The following is a 17,628-nucleotide window of genomic DNA, read 5'->3' on the forward strand; positions in this document are numbered from 1 at the left end:
ATATGTTTCCACCCCATGCGGGGATAAGGCGTTCGGGATGGATGGCACGGTCTATGAGTTCGAGAGGTTGCCCATGGCTACGCAACGGCCGGTTCCGGCGGCGGCGCGGCGCGCGGGCGGCGGCCCCTCGGGCGCCCTTGTCGGGGTCATCCGCAATCCGCGCAGCCATCGCAACAAGGGCCACGCTCCGGAAATGGCGGAACGGCCCGATGTCATCACCCGCACCCCGCGCACGCGGGAGGAGCTGGCCAGGGATCTCGTCGAAATGGCGGGCATGGGCATCGCGATGCTGGCGGTCGACGGCGGCGACGGGACGGTGCGCGATGTGCTGACCTGCGGCGCATCCTGCTTCGGCGAGAACTGGCCGCGCATGATCGTGTTGCCCAAGGGCAAGACCAATGCCTTGGCCGTCGATCTCGGCCTGCCCAACCACTGGTCGCTGGCCGAGGCGCTGGACGCCGCGCGCCGGGGGCCGGGCGTCGATCGCCGCCCGGTGGTGGTGAACGGTGCTGGCGTGAATGGTGGCAGTCTTGTCGGATTCTTCCTGGGTGCCGGCATCTTCACCACGGCGACCAACGAAGGCCAGGTCGCGCATCGTTACGGTGCATTCAACAGCTTTGCAGTGGGATTGACGGCGGTTTCTGGAATACTCCAGGGCCTGTTCGGAACCGGCAGCAGAGGGTGGCGCGGGATCACCCCGATCAAGCTGTTTCTTGATGAAGAAGCGCGCGAAGTGCGGCGTAGCCAATATGGGCCGCCGGAAACCCGCTATGCCATCCTTGTTTCGACGCTGAATGATTTTCCGCTGGGCATAAAGCCGTTCGGCAAGCAGCCCGATGGCCTGAAATATCTGCTGGTCGATTATCCGTTGCGGCGTGTCATCGCCCTCGCGCCAGCGCTGCTGGCGGGTTGGGAAGGGGCCCTTCTCGGCAGGCTTGGCGTCCATCGCGGCCATGCGCAGGAAGCGATCTTCGATGTGGGCGACAAGTTCATCCTCGATGGCGAGGCATTTCCCGCCGGCCGCTATCGCCTGACGCTTGGCCCCAAGCTCAACTTCGTGGCGCCGTGAACCAGACCCTGCAGAGCCGGGTTGCGGCAGGCCTGGCCCAAGCGGTGGCCGAGCCGGTCCGCCTGTTCGCGGAGCGGCTGGCGCAGGAGGCCGGGGCGCTGGCCGCGCTGTTCTACGGCTCCAACCTGCGGACCCGTTCGCTCGATGGCGTGCTGGATTTCTACCTGCTGCTGCCGGGCGGCGTCGAAACGGGAATCTGGCCGAGGGTCAGCTATCATGAATGGCCGCATGAGGGGCTTGTCCTGCGCGCCAAGGTCGCGACCATGACGCTTGCCACCTTTCGCGCGGCTGCCGCTGGCGAATTGCTCGATACGACGATCTGGGCGCGCTTCGTGCAACCCGGCGCGCTGGTCTGGTCGCGGGATGCGGAAACCGGCGGGCAGGTCGCGGGGGCGATTGCCTGCGCGGCGGTCACGGCGGCGCGGCTGGCCGTCGCCCTCGGGCCGGAGCGGGGCCGGGCGGAGGATTATTGGCGCGCCCTGTTCCGGGCCACTTACAAGGCGGAGTTCCGGGTGGAGAAGCCCGGCCGCGAGGATTCCATCCTGGCCGCCAATCGCGCGCATTTCGATGGCCTGCTGCCGCTGGCGCTGGTCGCGGCGGCGATCCCCTTCGAGGAGAGGGACGGCGTGCTCGCGCCCCGGCTGGACGGGGCGGAGCGGTGGACGATCAGGCATTGGTGGCGCCGCCGCCGCCGGCTCGGCAAGCCCTACAACCTCGTCCGCCTGCTGCGCGCCTCGGCCACGTTCGAAGGGGCCGCCCGCTATGCCGCCTGGAAGGTGGAGCGGCACACTGGCGTTCCGGTCAAGCTCACGCCGTGGCGCGAACGCCATCCGGTCCTGGCCGCGCCCGGCGTGTTGTGGCGGGTGTGGCGCGCCCGGCGCAATGCGTCATGACCTGCAGCGCGCTCATTCTCGCCGGTTCCCGCGCCGGTGAGGCGGATGCGCTCGCCGCCTCGGAAGGCGTGTCGCACAAGGCGCTGATCGAGCTGGAAGGGCTGCCGCTGCTCGCCCGGGTCCATGCGGCCCTGACCGCGGCGGGGATGGAGCGGATCGCGGTATGCGCGAGCGACCCGGAGGTGATCGCGCTGGCCGAGCGGCTGGGGGCGGTCGTGACCGAACCGGCCGACGGGCCGAGCGGAAGCGTGGCCCGCGCCTTTGCCCGCCTCGGCGCGCCGATGGTGGTGACAACGGCGGATCATGCCTTGCTGCGGCCGCGCTGGGTCCGCCAGTTCATCGAGAAGACGCCGCCCGATGCCGATGTCGCGATCCTGCTTGCGCGCCGGGCCGCGGTGGAAGCGGCGATGCCCGGCAGCCGGCGCACATGGCTGCGCTTCGCCGATGGCGAATGGTCGGGATGCAACCTGTTCCACCTCGCCACCAGCCGGGCCGAAGCGGCGATCGAGAGCTGGGCCGGGGTGGAGGCGGACCGCAAGCGGCCCTGGCGGATCGCCGCCCGGCTCGGCTACGGCACGTTGTGGAATTACTGGCGCGGGCGCCTGACCATGCAGGGCGCGGTCGCCCGGCTCGGGCGGCAGATCGGGATCTCGGCGGCGGTGGTCAGCGCGGCCGACGGGCTTGCCGCCGTCGATGTGGATAGCATGAAGGACCTCGCCGACATCCGCGCGCTGGTGGCGGAGCGGCGGGCCGGCGCGGGATTGTAGGGCGTGGCGTGGGGCCAGTCCCCGCAAGCGCCGCCACGGCCCACGCCCTCAGCCGGGGCCAGGCCCTAGCGGTATTTCATGTCGATCTGGATTGCCTTCACCCCATTGCCGACATTGAAGGCGGTCTTGGTGTGGCTCGGCTTGCCGAGATTGAAGATGTTGAGGCTCGGATTGTTGGACATGCCGCCGCCATCCCTGGAGATGCTGGTCTTTCCGTCCCCGTCCGTGTCATGGCGCACGGCGATGCCGTAAACCCCCGCGTCCGGCACGGGCACGCAAAAGGTCATGCTGCCGCTGCGCGCGGGCGTTTCTATCCGGTTGATCCAGCGGCCCTTCTGCAGCCAGTCCGCCGCCGTGCCGCGATAGCTCTGGACCCGGATCATGCCGCTGGACGAACGGATGCCGTTCACCGTCACGCGCACGGCCGGCCCTTGCCCGGGGCTGCACTTGCTCAGATCGTTGGCGATATGCTGGCGATACTGGCTCTGCGCCATGGCGGGCGCGGTGACGGGCGCCAGCATGGCTCCCACGGCGCCGAGGGTGGCGATCGCGATGGCGGCTATCGATCTGGACTGCATTGCGGTCCCCTTTTTCATCTTCATCCTTCGGCAGCGCGTGGCGCCGGGAAAATAGCTCCGCTTTTCTGCCCTTTCATGACAGGAATTCGTCCCTGCTTCACTGCCCTGATGCCGGTAAAGCGCTGAATAAGCCCTGAATTGATTCGTGGGCAAGGCTTAAGGAACGCCGGCCGGACGGCGGCGTTCCGGCATCGCGCGCGGCCTGCCCCTTTCCGATCCCGCCGGATTGCCCGGAACGGCAGGGGCTGGCGGCGCCGTCGATGCCCCGAATCGGGGCGGCTTCGCCAAAGCGTTTCGCAGTTGCGCCCTGGCGCGCGGGTTTGCGATATCTTGTGTGGAAAAAGCGAGATTCCGTGCTTGTGGCTACAAGCACTGGTGGATAGGCCATATCGGCAATGCCAGCCCTTCCCCTGATCTCGCCCTCGATCCTTTCCGCCGATTTCGCCCGGCTTGGGGAGGAAGTGCGCGCTGTGGACGCGGCGGGCGCGGACTGGATTCATATCGACGTGATGGATGGCCATTTCGTGCCCAACATCACCATCGGCCCGGCCGTTATCAAGGCGCTGCGGCCCCATTCCGGCAAGCCGTTCGACGTGCATCTGATGATCGCCCCGGTGGACCTCTATCTGGAGGAATTCGCGCAGGCCGGGGCCGATATCATCACCATCCATCCCGAAGCCGGGCCGCATTCCCATCGCACCATCCAGGCGATCAAGGCACTGGGCAAGAAGGCCGGGGTGGTGCTCAATCCCGCCACGCCGGAAACGGCGCTCGATTACCTGCTCGAAGATGTGGACCTCGTGCTGGTGATGAGCGTCAATCCCGGCTTCGGCGGGCAGAGCTTCATTGCCAGCCAGCTTCGCAAGATCGAGGCGATCCGGGGAATGATCGACAGGCTCGGCAAGCCCATCCACCTGGAAGTGGACGGGGGGATAAACCCGGAAACGGCGCGGCAATGCGTCGATGCCGGGGCGGATGTGCTGGTTGCCGGATCGGCGACCTTCAAGGGCGGGCCTGAACGATATGCCGCCAATATCGCCGCTCTCAAGGGGGCCGGGGGATGAATGATGCCGCGTCCCAGGGCCATCTGGCGCTGCGCGGCGATGAACGGGGCCGCGCCGGCATCGCGGCCGGGGAAGGCGCCATGGCGATCCCGCTGGACGCGCCCAAGGAAGAACCGCTGGTGATTGCGCCCGAACCTGCCGAGGATGCGGCCGCGCAGCGCGTGATCGAGCCGGGGCGGGCCTTGGCGCTGGCCGATTTCGCCCCTCCGGCGATCGGGGCGGGCGAACGCTTGCTGCGCTTCGCCTATCGCCTCGGCGTGCCCGGCCCGGCGCTTGCCGCTCCGTTCCGCAAGCCCGCCAGGACCAGGCTGCTGGCAACGGTGGAAGGCCCGCTTCACGGCGATCGCGTGGCCGGGGTGGCGCTCCGGGCCGGGCATTTCCTGATCTACGGGTTGAAGGCGCCCATCGCGCAGATGGATTTTTCCCCCGCCGCGCATCTGACCCCGCCCTTTGCGCGGGCCGTGCATGGCTTCACCTGGCTGGCCGATCTGGCGGCAAGCGGTCCGCGCGAACAATGCGCGCCCACGGCGGAGCGGGTCCTGTCGGCCTGGCTTCACGCCAACCCCGCGCCCGGCAAGGGGGAAGCCTGGAATATCGGCCATGCCGGCCACCGGCTGCTGAGCTGGCTGGTTCACGCGCCGCTGCTGCTTTCCGGGAAGGATCGCGATTTGCGCAAGCAGGCGCTGGCGGCCATGGCCACAACCGCCCGCTGGCTCGACCGCAATGTCACCCGCGCGGGCAACCGCCTCGAGGAAGTGGCGGGCTGGTGCGCGATCACGGCCGCCGGGCTGCTGCTGCCCGATGGCCGGGCGCGCCGCCTGTTCGGCGAGGCCGGGCTGGTGCGCGCGCTGGGCGAACTGGTGGGCGACGATGGCGGCGTGCTCTCGCGCAGCCCGCTCGACCAGATCGAGGCGATAACCCTACTGGTCGATCTCGCCGCCTGCTACCGCGCGACCCGGCGCGATCCGCCGCAGGCGCTGGCCGCGATGGAAGCCTTCCTCGTCCCGCCGCTGCTGGCCCTGCTGCATGGCGATGGCGGCCTGGGTTCCTGGCAGGGCGCTGGCGCGGTCGCGGAGGGCCGGATCGCCGCGGTGATCGAAGCCAGCGGGGTGCGCACCCGCCCGCTGCGCGAGGTCCGGCAATGGGGCTATCAGCGCGTCTCGGCGGGCAAGTGCCTGCTGCAATTCGATGCCGCGCCGCCGCCGCTGGCGCGCCATGCGAAAACCGGCTGCGCATCGACCCTGGCGTTCGAGCTATCGCAAGGCCCGCATCGGCTGATCGTCAATTGCGGGGGCGCGTCCTTTGCCGGCGGGCAGGTGCCGGTGCGGATCGAGCAGGGGCTGCGGGCCAGCGCCGCGCATTCCACCCTGGTGCTGGACGATGCCAATTCCACCGCCGTGCTGATCAAGGGCAAGCTGGGCACCGGGGTGGGCGAGGTCGAGGTGGACCGGCGTCTGCTCCAGCTGGACGGCGGCGGGGCGACGCGGCTGGAAGCGAGCCATGACGGCTATGCCGCCCGTTATGGCCTGGTCCATCGCCGCATCCTGATCCTGCGCGACGATGGCTCCGAACTTCGCGGCGAGGATGTATTGATCCCGGCGGGCCGCCGGGGCAAGCGGGGCAAGGTGGGTTTCGCGATTCGCTTCCATGTCGCCCCCGGGGTGGAGCTGGGCCTGGCCGAAAGCGGCAAGGGCGCCGGGCTGGCCCTGCCGGACGGCAGCTATTGGCAATTCGTCTGCGGGGCGAACGCCATGGACAGCGCGGAGCTTTCGATCGAGGAAAGCCTGTGGGTCGATGGCGAGGGGCGGCCGCATCCGACCCAGCAATTGGTGATTTCCGGGATGGTTTCCCGCGGCGGGGGGAATTTCTCCTGGCTGCTGAAAAGAATGGGGTAGTTTTCGGTGTCAGATGTGAAAATCGGGCGGGCGCTGCTTTCGGTGTCCGACAAGACCGGCTTGGTCGAACTCGGGCAGGCGCTGGCTGCGCGCGGGGTGGAGCTGGTTTCCACCGGCGGCACCGCCAATGCGCTGCGCGACGCGGGGCTGCAGGTGAAGGACGTGTCCGACCTCACCGGCTTTCCCGAGATGATGGACGGCCGGGTCAAGACGCTGCACCCGATGGTGCATGGCGGGCTGCTGGCGGTGCGCGACAATCCCGATCATGCCGCGGCGATGGAGCGGCACGGCATCGGCGCGATCGATCTGGTGGTGGTCAATCTCTACCCGTTCCAGCAGACCGTGGCCAAGGGCGCCGGGCGCGAGGAGATCATCGAGAATATCGATATCGGCGGGCCTTCTATGGTTCGCTCCGCCGCCAAGAACCACGGCTTCGTCACCATCGTGACCGATCCGGCGGATTATCCCGAGCTGCTGGCGGAGCTGGAGCGCGGCGGCGGGGCGACCGGCCTCGATTTCCGCAGGAAGATGGCGGCCCGCGCCTTCGCCGCCACCGCCGCCTATGACGCGGCGATCAGCCAGTGGTTCGCCCGGGTGGATCAGGGCGAGAAGTTCCCGGCCCGCCGCGCCATGGCCAGCCGCCTCGTCTCGACCCTGCGCTATGGCGAGAACCCGCATCAGCAGGCCGCGCTCTATGTGCCGGAAACGCCGTTCGGCAGCGGCGTCGCCCAGGCGGAGCAGGTGCAGGGCAAGGAGCTGTCCTACAACAATTACAACGACGCCAACGCGGCGCTGGAGCTGGCTGCGGAATTCGCTGGCGGCGACCCGGCGGTGGTGATCGTCAAGCACGCCAATCCCTGCGGCGTGGCCCAGGGCGGCAGCTTGCTCCAAGCGTGGAGCGACGCGCTGGCCTGCGATTCGGTGTCGGCCTTCGGCGGCATCGTCGCCACCAATGTCCCGCTGGATGGCCCCACCGCCGAGGCGATCTGCGAGATCTTCACCGAAGTGGTGGTCGCCCCCGGCGCGGACGAGGCGGCCCGCGCGGCCTTCGCCCGCAAGAAGAACCTGCGCCTGCTGCTGACCGACGGCCTGCCCGATCCGCGCCGCGCCGGCGTCAGCCAGGTCGTGATCGCGGGCGGGCTGCTGGTGCAGGATCGCGACAATGGCCACGTCACGCGCGACATGCTGAAGGTGGTGACGAAGCGCGCGCCGACCGAGCAGGAGCTGAAGGACTGCCTGTTCGCCTGGACGGTGGCCAGGCATGTGAAATCCAACGCCATCGTCTATGCCAGGGACGGGATCACGGCGGGGATCGGCGCGGGCCAGATGAACCGGCGCGACAGCGCGCGGATCGCAGCGATCAAGGCGGCCGAAGCGGCGGAGAAATACGATTGGGCGCAGCCGCGCACCGTGGGCAGCGCGGTGGCGTCCGACGCATTCTTCCCCTTTGCCGATGGCTTGCTGGCGGCGGTGGAAGCCGGGGCGACGGCGGTGATCCAGCCCGGCGGCTCGATCCGCGACGAGGAAGTGATCCAGGCCGCGGACGAGGCGGGCCTGGCGATGGTGTTCACGGGAATGCGCCACTTCCGCCATTGATCCGCCTGCGTGGGCTGCCGGGGTGCGCGCCTGAACGCGGGCGCCACTCGCCGTTCAGCGAACCGTCAGCGACTCCCTTGCAAGAGATGGCCACCAGCAGAGACAGATCGGAGAGAACCGATGGGCATTTTCGAACCCGCCCTTTATCGCCCCTTCGCCATCGGCTTCTTCGCCGGTGCGTTGATGGTCGGCGCGCAGATCGTCGGCCAGGCCAGCGGGTTGCTCGGCTGATGCGGGCGCGCTTGCCGGGGGAGCGCCCCGGTATCGGCGCGCGCAATTTACGGGCGGGCTGATTGCCCCGGAGCGGCCCTGCCACTATGTTGGCGGCATGAATGGCCATCACCATCATCACGAGCATTCCGGAAAGAAGCTGATTTCCGAAGCGCGCAGCGCGCTGGAGGCGTCGGGCGAGCAGTGGACGGACATGCGCGCGGACATCTTCGAGGCGCTGGCCGAGCGCGCCCGCCCCGCTTCCGCCTACGACATCGCCGAAACGCTGACCGCGCGGCGCGGCAAGCGCGTGGCCGCCAACAGCGTCTACCGCATTCTCGACCTGTTCGTGCGCACGAATCTGGCCAATCGCATCGAAAGCTCCAACGCCTATCTCGCCAACACCCATCCGGGCTGCCGGCACGATTGCATCTACCTGATCTGCGACAGCTGCGGGCGGGCCGTGCATCTGGACGACGATCAGCTGACCGGAGCCTTGCGGCTGGCCGGGCAGAAAGTGGGATTCGCCGATGTCAGGCCGGTGGTGGAGCTGCGCGGAATCTGCAATTCCTGCGGGCCGCTGCCCGCATCCGCCGGGCTTTGACCTGCCGTTCCACAATTGATGACAGCAAACCCATTGCCGTGTAAGCGCCGCTGATGACTGCCAATCCGGCCACTCCCCTGCTCGACAAGGTAAAGACTCCGGCCGATCTCCGGCGATTGGAGCCTGCCCAGCTGCGCCAGCTCGCCGATGAATTGCGCAGCGAGATGATCGCCGCCGTGGGCCAGACCGGGGGTCATCTCGGCTCCGGGCTGGGCGTGGTCGAGCTGACCGTGGCAATCCATTACGTGTTCGATACGCCGCATGACCGGCTGATCTGGGATGTCGGCCATCAGGCCTATCCGCACAAGATCATCACCGGCCGGCGCGACCGGATTCGCACCCTGCGCCAGGGCGGCGGGCTGTCGGGCTTCACCAAGCGCAGCGAAAGCGAATATGATCCGTTCGGCGCGGCCCATTCCAGCACCTCGATTTCCGCCGCGCTGGGGTTCGCGGTGGCGAACAAGCTGGCGGGGGCGCCGGGCAAGGCCATTGCCGTGATCGGCGACGGCGCGATGAGCGCGGGAATGGCCTATGAGGCGATGAACAACGCCAAGCAGGCGGGCAACCGGCTGGCGGTGATCCTGAACGACAACGATATGTCGATCGCGCCGCCGGTGGGCGGGCTTTCGGCCTATCTGGCCCGGCTGGTGTCCTCGCGCCAGTTCCTCGGCCTGCGCGGCCTCGCGCGGCGCCTGTCGCGCAAGCTGCCGGAACCGCTGCATCGCGCCGCCAGGAAGACGGACGAATTCGCGCGCGGCATGGCGATGGGCGGCACCCTGTTCGAGGAGCTGGGCTTCTATTATGTCGGCCCGATCGACGGCCACAATCTCGACCAGCTGATCCCGGTGCTGGAGAATGTGCGCGACGCGGAGGAAGGGCCTTGCCTGGTCCATGTCGTGACCCAGAAGGGCAAGGGTTATGCCCCGGCCGAGGCGAGCGCGGACAAATATCACGGCGTCCAGAAGTTCGACGTCATCACCGGGGAGCAGGTGAAGGGCGCGGCCGGCCCGCCCAGCTACACCAGCGTCTTCGCCAAGGCCCTGATCGCGGAGGCGGAGCGGGACGAAACCATCTGCGCCATCACCGCGGCGATGCCCTCGGGCACCGGGCTGGACAAGTTCGAGCAGGCCTTCCCCGACCGTGCCTTCGACGTGGGCATCGCGGAGCAGCACGCCGTCACCTTCGCCGCCGGCCTCGCGGCGCAGGGCATGCGGCCGTTCTGCGCGATCTATTCGACCTTCCTCCAGCGCGCCTATGACCAGGTCGTGCACGACGTCGCGATCCAGAACCTGCCGGTCCGCTTCGCCATCGACCGGGCGGGGCTGGTCGGCGCGGATGGCGCGACCCATGCCGGCAGCTTCGACATCGCCTATCTGGCGACCCTGCCCAACATGGTGGTGATGGCCGCCGCGGACGAGGCGGAACTGGTGCATATGACGCACACCGCCGCCCTTTATGACGATGGCCCGATCGCCTTCCGCTATCCGCGCGGCAATGGCCTCGGGCTGCCGCTGCCCGAGGTTCCGCAGCGGCTCGAGATCGGCAGGGGCCGGATCGTGCGCGGCAACGAAAAGGGCGGCGGCAAGGTCGCGCTGCTGTCGCTCGGCACCCGGCTGGCCGAAGCCTTGAAGGCGGCGGACCAGCTCGAGGCCCGGGGGCTGGCCACCACGGTGGCGGACCTGCGCTTCGCCAAGCCGCTGGACGAGGATCTGATCCGCGCCCTGTTGGCCAGCCATGAAGTGGTGGTGACGATGGAGGAAGGGGCGATCGGCGGGATGGGCGCGCATGTGCTGACCATGGCGAGCGATCTGGGCCTGACCGATGCCGGGCTGAAGATCCGTACCATGCGCCTGCCCGACCTGTTCCAGGATCACGACGCGCCGGACAAGCAGTATGACGAGGCCGGGCTCAACGCGCCGCAGATCGTCGATACGGTGCTGAAGGCGCTGCGCCACAACAGCGCCGGGGTGGAAGAAGCCCGGGCTTAGGGGCGGGACTGCAGCATACAGATACCAAGACCCGCTCGCCCTTCGACAGGCTCAGGACGAGCGTTTCAGCCTATCAAGGGTAATCCGCTAACGGGCTTCCCACTCCCCGCTGTTCAATCCGCGCCCGCCTTGTTAATCGACCGCACATCGCATCAGGCATCAGCGGGAGAATGAATATGGCGGTACGCACGGAGCAGCTGCATTACGAAGCGGACGGTCTTTCGATGGTCGGGCATCTGGCCTGGAATGAAGGCGCGGGGCCGCGGCCGGGCGTGCTGGTGTTCCCCGAAGCCTTCGGCCTGGGCGATCATGCCAAGGGCCGGGCGGAGCGCCTGGCCAGCGAGTTCGGCTATGTCGCCTTGGCCTGCGACCTGCACGGCAATGGCGCCGTGATCGATGCGCTGGAAGAGGTCCTGCCGCTGCTGCAGCCGCTGCGCACCGAAGCGGCCAAGGTGCGCGACCGGGTGCGCCAGCCACTCGCCGCGCTGGCGGCCCGGCCGGAAGTGGACGCCAGCCGGATCGCAGCGATCGGCTTCTGCTTCGGCGGCACCATGGCCTTCGAGCTTGCCTTGAGCGGCGCTGACATCAAGGCGGCGATCGGTTTCCACAGCGGGCTGGAAGTGACGTCGCCGCAGGATGCCAAGGCGATCAAGGGCAAGGTCCTCGCCCTGCTCGGCGCCGACGATCCGGGCATCCCGCCGGAGCAGCGCGCGGCCTTCGAATCCTTCATGCGCGAAGGCGGGGTGGACTGGCAGATGCATCTCTACGGTGGGGTGCTGCACAGCTTCACCGCGCCCGAAGCCGATTCGCGCGGGATGCCGGAATTCCTCCGCTACGACGCGGTGGCCGATGCGCGGTCGTGGAAGCAGATGGCGGCGCTGCTGGAAGAGGTGTTCGGGTAGCAGTCCGCCCCCGTTCGTCCTGAGCCCTTCGACCAAGCTCAGGACAGGCTTGTCGAAGGACCGCTCTTTCTTCTGAAATAGGAAACAGGAAAGCCGGGCTTCGACAAGCTCAGCCCGAACGGAATTGCGGGAACAAGTGCATAAGCAGCTGGATTCGATGGAAGGATTGCTCTCGATCTGATGGGCCGTTCTGGCAGGATGGCCTAAATCGGTTCCTCATCTTGACATTAATAGGCGATTATAGCGTTTACAAACCCACACGATTCCGGTAGAGAAATGGGCAAGGAGCAATTCCATGTCCGTTCTCTCTCATCCCCGCTTTCACGACGAAGCCGCCGCCTTCGAATATCTGGAAAGCATCGTCTGGGCCAATGGCGTCGTCTGCCCGCATTGCGGTGTAGTCGGCGGTCGGGTCTACAAGCTGGAAGGCGTTGTTCATAACACCCGTAAGGGCGAGCGCGCTGGCAATGTCCGCTACGGCCTCAAGAAGTGTGGCGAGTGCCGCAAGCAGTTCACCGTGAAGGTGGGCACTGTGTTCGAACATGCCCGCCTGCCCCTGCATATCATGCTCCAGGCCGTTCACCTTATCATGTCGAGCAAGAAGGGCATCAGCGCCCACCAGCTCCACCGCGTTCTGGAAATCAGCTACAAGGCGGCGTGGTTCCTCGCCCACCGTATTCGTGAAGCCATGCGCTCTGGCGATCTTGCCCCGTTCGGCGGCAACGGTACCATGGTCGAAGTCGATGAAACCTACATCGGCCACCAGAAGGGCAAGCCGGTCAAGAAGGGTGGCGGCCACAAGATGAAGGTGCTGGCGCTGGTGGATCGTGAGACCGGCAAGGTTCGTTCGTTCACCGACCCCAACCTGACCGCCAAGGACATTCACCCGATCCTGCGCGCCAACATCGCCAAGGAAGCGCGCCTGATGACGGACGAAGCCCGGCTCTACTGGAATGTCGGCAAGGAGTTTGCCGAGCACAACCGCGTCCTGCATGCCGGTTTCGAGTATGTCCGCAAGGGCCAGCCCGAAATCCATACCAACACGGTCGAAGGCTACTTCTCAATCTTCAAGCGCGGCATGCGCGGCATCTACCAGCACTGTGGCGAGCAGCACCTGCATCGCTACCTTGCGGAGTTCGACTTCCGCTACAGCAACCGGGAAGCCCTTGGCTGCAACGACAGCGACCGCGCCACTGCGGCGCTGACCGGGATTGTCGGCAAGCGGTTGACCTATACAGCAACTAACAGCGCAGAAGGTGTCCGCATCGAAGCTTGAGAAGAGGTATCGCAGCCGGTGGCGGACTAAATCGCGAAAACCACGGAAAACCGCCAAAAATTAGTCGATTCACAACGCTTTTTGGCCATGCTACCCTTCTGATAACCGGAGTGCTGCATGACCACCGAACGTGTCACGATTCAGGTAGAATCCAACATCGGAGAGGATGGACCTCTCACGGTGTTCGACACGCTCGACCAGTTCAAGGATGCGTTTGAGCTACTGACTGCTGCGATTTCGCAAGAGCCGGGAGGCGAGAAGATTCGCTGGCGGCTAGAACACCTATCCAAGAATTCTCCCGCCACCGTGACTGCTGTCGCATACACTGATGACCCCGAAGTCGTAGCAGGCCCGCTAGTTCATCGCGGTAAGCAGCGATTCTCGCGCGATATGGCTGCGCTCCGGGAGGGGGGCTCAGTGTCGCCATGGCTTCGCCAGAAGTCCTCCGTCGCTAAGCAATTTCTGCGTCGCAACCTCAATGGGGTTGGGAAGACGGCAATTGTTCTTGAGGAAGACGCCCCCCAAACCATCTTGGTTGAACGTTCGGCCAGGGCTAGTTTGAAGTCTCTTGAACGCGCCGAGGCCGCTGCTGAAACTGAAGATAAGAGCCATTCTGAATTTGGGGTGATTGACGCCCATGTCGGCCGAACCGACACCTACCACGGCAAACCTGCGCTCTACATCAAGGATAGATTGAGCGGGTCGCTTGTTCCTTGCGTCTTGAGTGACGACCTGGCCGCTAAGGTGGGGCCCGCGCATAGTTGGGCTGACGCTTGGACGAACAAGCGTATCCGCGTTAAGGGTCGAATATATTACGACCGGGATGGCCAAATTTCGCGGGTCAGTGCGGTAGACATGGAAGATGTGTCGCCGCGAGATGTAAATTTGAAAGAGCTACGCGAAATCGACCTGTTAAGCGGAAAATCCCCAGTCGAGCATCTCGATAAGTTGTGGGGGTATTCCGATGACTGACCGCAAAAAGGTGTATTGGGACGCCTGCGCGTGGCTCGGTCTCTTGAACGGGGAAACGGACAAGGCGCAAGAACTCGAAGTTGTTTGGGAGAAGGCCAAGCACGGTGAGATTGAGATCTGGACAAGCGCTTTCTGCATTGCCGAAGTCTACAAGGTAAAATGCGAGGGTGGAAAAACTGGCCTATCCCCGGAGAATGACGACAAAATCGACGACCTGTTTAATCAAGATTGGGTCTACATTGCACAAGTCGATTTGGTCATTGCTCGGCTCGCGAAGACACTGCTTCGGTCCCAATCCAAATTGAGCAAGCCAAGCGACGGCATCCATCTTGCGACTGCGATTCAGTGGAACGTCGATCAACTCCACACTTGGGATTCTAGCGATCTGCTCGGTATTGTTTGCAACCGTGCAGACGGGCTTCCATTGGAAATCTGTAAGCCGTCCATGATTGACGGAGAAAACCTCTTCAACCGAGAAGGAGAGGGAAATTGAACGACCGGAAACCCCAGCTCGACAAGTTCAAGGAAGCGGCGCGCGACCTGGAGTGCGACGACGACGAGAAGCACTTTGACGAGCGGATGAAGAAGCTGGTGAAGCAGAAGCCGGTCAAAAAGCCGGAATGACTTGGCCTATGGCAAGTGGGCTTGTCGGCACACTGCTATCTGCCGCCTTCCTGATCGCCGTCGCGGATGACCCACGATTTTTCAGATTTTCACGTCGCACATCCCGCACATTGGGCAATGTGGTTCTGGGTCTGATTGCCATGGCGGCTTTGGTTTTGGTCGTCGCCGCGGTCACAACGCTGCGTGGTTTGTAAACGCTATAATCGCCCTCGCTTTCCCAATAGGCCCAGCGCTCGCCCAGCAGCTTCAGCTTCTTGCGATCCTGCAGCCGGGCGCCGATCAGGGCCAGGATCAGGATCGCCCCGGCCAGCACATGGGTGCGCGCGCTCCAGAACAGGATGATATGGGCGATCGCCCACAGCGCGAAGCCCCACATCATCGGGTGCCGGGTGACGCGGAATACGCCCGCCGGCTCGCGCGGAATGCTGATCGCGCCGGTGGGGTCGGGCAGGGCCGGATTGCCTTTCAGCGAGCCGAGGAACAGCACCAGCGCAAGCAGCGTCAGCACGCTGGCCGCGATCCATCCGGCGGTGCCGCTGCCCGTGCCGCCGCTGGCGGGCGCGGCGCGGAAGGCCAGCACCATCCAGGCGAAGCAGGCCAGGCTGACCAGCGAATAGAGGCCGAGGAAGCCTTTCTCGCCCAGCAGGCCCACCATCGGCCGGCGCAGCGGGTGCGACATTAGGAAATGCGTTCCGACAAAGGCGGCACTGGCCGCCAGCAGAGAGGCAAGCGCAGGTTCCATCACATCCTCCTCCCGGAGATTCCCGGCGGCCGGGCGCCTATCCTACTCCTTTATCGGCGGATGCACACCCGCGGCTTGCGGTTCGCCGGTTTCCTCCTCGCCGAACAGGCCGTGGGCCGCGTCCTCCTCGGCCAGCGTATCGAGATGCATCAGCCGCTTGATGAGTGGCGAAATGGCGAGGACTCCGATACCGGCGGCCAGCGCGATCCAGCCGACCTGGCTGTAGACGTCGAGCACCACCTGCCGCCCGGCCCCCGCGCTGCTCGCCTTGTCCGAGCCGGTGGCGGCGGCGATCAGCCCGGCGACGAAATTGCCGGTGGCGGAAGCGAAGAACCACGTCCCCATGATAAGGCTGGCCATATGGGCCGGAGCCAGCCGGTTCATGGCGGACAGGCCGACCGGGGAGAGGCACAGCTCGCCGGTGGTGTGGAGGAGATAGATCAGGAAGATGAAGATGACGGCCGTCTTCGCCCCGTCCCCGCCCAGCGCGGCCCCGGCCACCAGCACCAGGAAGCCCGCGCCGAGCTGGATCATCGCCAGCCCGAACTTCGCCGGGGTCGAAGGCTCCAGCCCATGGCGGCCGAGCCAGGTCCACAGCCCGGCGAAGACCGGGCCCAGCAGTACGATGTAGATCGCGTTGATCGACTGGAACATGCTGGCCGGCACGCCCGCGCGCTCCACATAGCGGTCGGTATAGAGGTTGAGGCTCGATCCGGCCTGCTCGAACAGCGCCCAGAACAGGATGGAGCCGACGATCAGGAACATCGCGGCGAAGATGCGGTCGCGCTCGTCCGGCTGCAGCCGCACCACCGCCGTGAACAGGACATGGCCGACGAGGATCACCCCGGCCACCAGCAATATCCAGCCCACCACGTCCTGATACTGGATCAGCAGCCAGATGACGCCCACCGCCAGCGTGCCGATGGCGTAAAGCGAGAACTCCCTGCCCCGGGAGAGCGGCGCGGGCGGTTCGCCGCGCCCCATCAGCAGCGGCTTGAACGCCACGAACACGATCAGCCCCAGCAGCATGCCGAAGCCCGCCGCGCCGAAGCCGTAGCTCCAGCCGTAGGTCTGCCCGAGATAGCCGCACAGCAGCGAGCCGAGCGCGGCGCCCAGGTTTATGCCCATGTAGAAGATCGTGTAGGCGCCGTCGCGCCGCACATCGGTGCGCGGATAGAGCTGGCCGACGATCACCGAGATATTGGCCTTGAGGAAGCCCGAGCCGACGATGATGAAGGCCAGCGCCAGCCAGAAGATGTTGAGCGCGGCGGCGCCCTGCCCGCCGTCTCCCTCGAACCCCATCAGGAAATGGCCGAAGGTCAGCAGGACCGCGCCGAACAGCACCGCCTTGCGCTGCCCCAGCCAGCGGTCGGCCAGATAGCCGCCGAGCACCGGGGTGATATAGACCAGCGCGGTGTAAGCGCCGTAGATCACGCCGGATTCGCTGTCGGAGAAAAGCCAGTGCTGCGTCAGGTAGAAGATCAGCAGCGCGCGCATCCCGTAATAGGAGAAGCGCTCCCACATTTCCGCGAAGAAGAGGACGAACAGCCCCTTGGGGTGGCCCAGTATGGTGCCGCGGGCGTCCCCGCCTTGCGCAAGATCTGCGGTCATTCGGCTCCTTTCGCGGCGCTGCCAGGCGCGGCCCGCGCCCGGGGAAACTCCATGTCGCGGTGAGAGTAGCGACTGGGATTCGCCTGTGAAGCCTTTTCCGAAGGAGGTGCGCAACAGGAAAAATGCATTCTTCTGCACATATCGTTGCGAGTCGCGCGCCAGTCTGGCACTCTGCGCTTCGAGATCGGAGGCTATGCTGCCATAAGCAGCCAGTTGTCGATGAGGGGCGTGGGATGCGCTATCCAACGGGTCGCGCCGGCCGGAAGCATCCAGGAGTGCAAGAAAAATGATACGGTCCGAACTTGTACAGGCGCTGGCGCGGGAAAATCCCGAACTGCGCGCGGAAGAAGTGGAACAGGTCGTCGATATCTTCTTCGAGGAGATATCGGCCCGGCTCGCCGAGGGCGGGCGCGTGGAACTGCGCGGATTCGGCGCCTTCTCCACCCGCCAGCGCGATGCCCGGAAGGGCCGCAACCCGCGCACCGGGGAAGCGGTGGACGTTCCGAGAAAGCTCGCGCCTTATTTCAAGGCCGGCAAGGAAATGCGGGAACGGCTCAACTCCGATTGAGGTCGGGCGACTGGCCGGGCGCCGGTTGGAAGCATCTTTGGGGCAGTCTTGCCGGAGGGCATGATTTTCCGTTCCGGCTTCCGCCCCCCTGGATCGGGCGCCGGAAGCGCCATTGCGATGCGCCCGTGGACCCGCTAGCTGCGCGGGATCGGCTGTCATCCGGCGCCGGACAATGCGGGCGTGGCGGAATGGTAGACGCCGGGGACTTAAAATCCCCTGAGCCTTGCTCGTGCGGGTTCGAGTCCCGCCGCCCGCACCAGCGCTGCTTC

General features: G+C 66.0%; 17 protein-coding genes and 1 tRNA gene. 15 read left to right on the top strand and 3 right to left on the bottom strand.

All coding sequences use genetic code 11. From position 1 onward, the window contains the following. The first annotated feature begins 37 nt into the window (after positions 1-37). The 3 genes from U8326_RS14550 to U8326_RS14560 are packed head-to-tail and all read left to right on the top strand — an operon-like array spanning position 38 to position 2,729. Positions 38-1,069, top strand: coding sequence for a diacylglycerol/lipid kinase family protein (locus U8326_RS14550; RefSeq protein WP_324741084.1), 1,032 nt, complete (start codon positions 38-40; stop codon positions 1,067-1,069). Continuing rightward, complete coding sequence (locus U8326_RS14555) at positions 1,066-1,962, top strand: hypothetical protein (RefSeq protein ID WP_324741086.1); 897 nt, start codon at positions 1,066-1,068, stop codon at positions 1,960-1,962. The genes U8326_RS14550 and U8326_RS14555 overlap by 4 nt, the downstream gene beginning before the upstream one ends. Then, positions 1,959-2,729, top strand: coding sequence for a nucleotidyltransferase family protein (locus U8326_RS14560; protein WP_324741088.1), 771 nt, complete (start codon positions 1,959-1,961; stop codon positions 2,727-2,729). The genes U8326_RS14555 and U8326_RS14560 overlap by 4 nt, the downstream gene beginning before the upstream one ends. A gap of 65 nt (positions 2,730-2,794) precedes the next feature. Here the strand turns inward: U8326_RS14560 and U8326_RS14565 are convergent, their stop codons facing one another. Further along, positions 2,795-3,307, bottom strand: coding sequence for a DUF2141 domain-containing protein (locus tag U8326_RS14565; protein WP_324741089.1), 513 nt, complete (start codon positions 3,305-3,307; stop codon positions 2,795-2,797). A 395-nt stretch (positions 3,308-3,702) separates the two neighbouring features. Between U8326_RS14565 and rpe the strand changes: the two genes are divergently transcribed. From rpe to U8326_RS14615, 10 genes are all read left to right on the top strand, one after another. Then, positions 3,703-4,371, top strand: a complete 669-nt coding sequence (gene rpe, locus U8326_RS14570) for a ribulose-phosphate 3-epimerase (protein WP_324741090.1) — start codon at positions 3,703-3,705, stop codon at positions 4,369-4,371. An 80-nt stretch (positions 4,372-4,451) separates the two neighbouring features. Beyond that, the gene (locus tag U8326_RS14575; RefSeq protein ID WP_416385536.1) at positions 4,452-6,266 is read left to right on the top strand and encodes a heparinase II/III family protein; all 1,815 of its coding nucleotides are present in this window, start codon (positions 4,452-4,454) and stop codon (positions 6,264-6,266) included. A gap of 6 nt (positions 6,267-6,272) precedes the next feature. After that, a complete protein-coding gene (gene purH, locus U8326_RS14580; RefSeq protein WP_324741092.1) occupies positions 6,273-7,862 on the top strand; it encodes a bifunctional phosphoribosylaminoimidazolecarboxamide formyltransferase/IMP cyclohydrolase in 1,590 nt (529 codons plus the stop codon). Between the two features lie 328 nt (positions 7,863-8,190). Then, on the top strand, positions 8,191-8,676 hold the full coding sequence (locus U8326_RS14585; RefSeq protein ID WP_324741093.1) for a Fur family transcriptional regulator: 486 nt from the start codon (positions 8,191-8,193) through the stop codon (positions 8,674-8,676). Between the two features lie 53 nt (positions 8,677-8,729). Then, entirely contained in the window at positions 8,730-10,664 is a 1,935-nt protein-coding gene (dxs, locus tag U8326_RS14590; protein ID WP_324741094.1) for a 1-deoxy-D-xylulose-5-phosphate synthase, read from the top strand. A gap of 176 nt (positions 10,665-10,840) precedes the next feature. Then, positions 10,841-11,566 (top strand): dienelactone hydrolase family protein, encoded by a 726-nt coding sequence (locus tag U8326_RS14595; RefSeq protein WP_324741095.1) that lies wholly within the window; start codon positions 10,841-10,843, stop codon positions 11,564-11,566. Positions 11,567-11,861: 295 nt separating this feature from the next. Further along, the gene (locus U8326_RS14600) at positions 11,862-12,842 is read left to right on the top strand and encodes an IS1595 family transposase (RefSeq protein WP_324741097.1); all 981 of its coding nucleotides are present in this window, start codon (positions 11,862-11,864) and stop codon (positions 12,840-12,842) included. 117 nt (positions 12,843-12,959) lie between these two features. Beyond that, complete coding sequence (locus U8326_RS14605) at positions 12,960-13,814, top strand: hypothetical protein (protein WP_324741099.1); 855 nt, start codon at positions 12,960-12,962, stop codon at positions 13,812-13,814. Continuing rightward, on the top strand, positions 13,807-14,307 hold the full coding sequence (locus tag U8326_RS14610; RefSeq protein ID WP_324741101.1) for a type II toxin-antitoxin system VapC family toxin: 501 nt from the start codon (positions 13,807-13,809) through the stop codon (positions 14,305-14,307). The genes U8326_RS14605 and U8326_RS14610 overlap by 8 nt, the downstream gene beginning before the upstream one ends. Next, positions 14,304-14,438: a hypothetical protein gene (locus tag U8326_RS14615; protein WP_324741103.1), complete on the top strand. Its 135-nt coding sequence runs from the start codon at positions 14,304-14,306 to the stop codon at positions 14,436-14,438. Before U8326_RS14610 ends, U8326_RS14615 begins: the two co-directional genes overlap by 4 nt. Here U8326_RS14615 and U8326_RS14620 read toward each other — a convergent pair. Both U8326_RS14620 and U8326_RS14625 read right to left on the bottom strand, forming a co-directional pair. After that, entirely contained in the window at positions 14,422-15,180 is a 759-nt protein-coding gene (locus U8326_RS14620) for an NnrU family protein (RefSeq protein WP_324741105.1), read from the bottom strand. The genes U8326_RS14615 and U8326_RS14620 overlap by 17 nt on opposite strands. A 42-nt stretch (positions 15,181-15,222) precedes the next feature. Continuing rightward, positions 15,223-16,791: a peptide MFS transporter gene (locus tag U8326_RS14625; RefSeq protein WP_324741107.1), complete on the bottom strand. Its 1,569-nt coding sequence runs from the start codon at positions 16,789-16,791 to the stop codon at positions 15,223-15,225. Positions 16,792-17,077: 286 nt separating this feature from the next. Between U8326_RS14625 and U8326_RS14630 the strand changes: the two genes are divergently transcribed. Further along, the gene (locus tag U8326_RS14630; RefSeq protein WP_324741109.1) at positions 17,078-17,359 is read left to right on the top strand and encodes an integration host factor subunit beta; all 282 of its coding nucleotides are present in this window, start codon (positions 17,078-17,080) and stop codon (positions 17,357-17,359) included. Positions 17,360-17,533: 174 nt separating this feature from the next. After that, positions 17,534-17,618: transfer RNA gene (locus U8326_RS14635), tRNA-Leu, on the top strand. Positions 17,619-17,628 lie beyond the last annotated feature (10 nt).

Origin of the sequence: Tsuneonella sp. CC-YZS046 (genome assembly GCF_035581365.1) — a bacterium.
GTDB lineage: Bacteria > Pseudomonadota > Alphaproteobacteria > Sphingomonadales > Sphingomonadaceae > JAWKXU01.

What these genes read in the sequence shown, in the direction of transcription:
- U8326_RS14560 (WP_324741088.1), top strand. Translation starts at nt 1,959, where the DNA reads ATGACCTGCAGCGCGCTCATTCTCGCCGGTTCCCGCGCCGGTGAGGCG.
- U8326_RS14610 (WP_324741101.1), top strand. Translation starts at nt 13,807, where the DNA reads ATGACTGACCGCAAAAAGGTGTATTGGGACGCCTGCGCGTGGCTCGGT.
- U8326_RS14565 (WP_324741089.1), bottom strand. Translation starts at nt 3,307, where the DNA reads ATGCAGTCCAGATCGATAGCCGCCATCGCGATCGCCACCCTCGGCGCC.
- U8326_RS14630 (WP_324741109.1), top strand. Translation starts at nt 17,078, where the DNA reads ATGATACGGTCCGAACTTGTACAGGCGCTGGCGCGGGAAAATCCCGAA.
- U8326_RS14585 (WP_324741093.1), top strand. Translation starts at nt 8,191, where the DNA reads ATGAATGGCCATCACCATCATCACGAGCATTCCGGAAAGAAGCTGATT.
- U8326_RS14605 (WP_324741099.1), top strand. Translation starts at nt 12,960, where the DNA reads ATGACCACCGAACGTGTCACGATTCAGGTAGAATCCAACATCGGAGAG.
- dxs (WP_324741094.1), top strand. Translation starts at nt 8,730, where the DNA reads ATGACTGCCAATCCGGCCACTCCCCTGCTCGACAAGGTAAAGACTCCG.
- U8326_RS14600 (WP_324741097.1), top strand. Translation starts at nt 11,862, where the DNA reads ATGTCCGTTCTCTCTCATCCCCGCTTTCACGACGAAGCCGCCGCCTTC.
- U8326_RS14550 (WP_324741084.1), top strand. Translation starts at nt 38, where the DNA reads ATGGATGGCACGGTCTATGAGTTCGAGAGGTTGCCCATGGCTACGCAA.
- U8326_RS14575 (WP_416385536.1), top strand. Translation starts at nt 4,452, where the DNA reads ATGGCGATCCCGCTGGACGCGCCCAAGGAAGAACCGCTGGTGATTGCG.
- U8326_RS14595 (WP_324741095.1), top strand. Translation starts at nt 10,841, where the DNA reads ATGGCGGTACGCACGGAGCAGCTGCATTACGAAGCGGACGGTCTTTCG.
- U8326_RS14625 (WP_324741107.1), bottom strand. Translation starts at nt 16,791, where the DNA reads ATGACCGCAGATCTTGCGCAAGGCGGGGACGCCCGCGGCACCATACTG.
- rpe (WP_324741090.1), top strand. Translation starts at nt 3,703, where the DNA reads ATGCCAGCCCTTCCCCTGATCTCGCCCTCGATCCTTTCCGCCGATTTC.
- U8326_RS14620 (WP_324741105.1), bottom strand. Translation starts at nt 15,180, where the DNA reads ATGGAACCTGCGCTTGCCTCTCTGCTGGCGGCCAGTGCCGCCTTTGTC.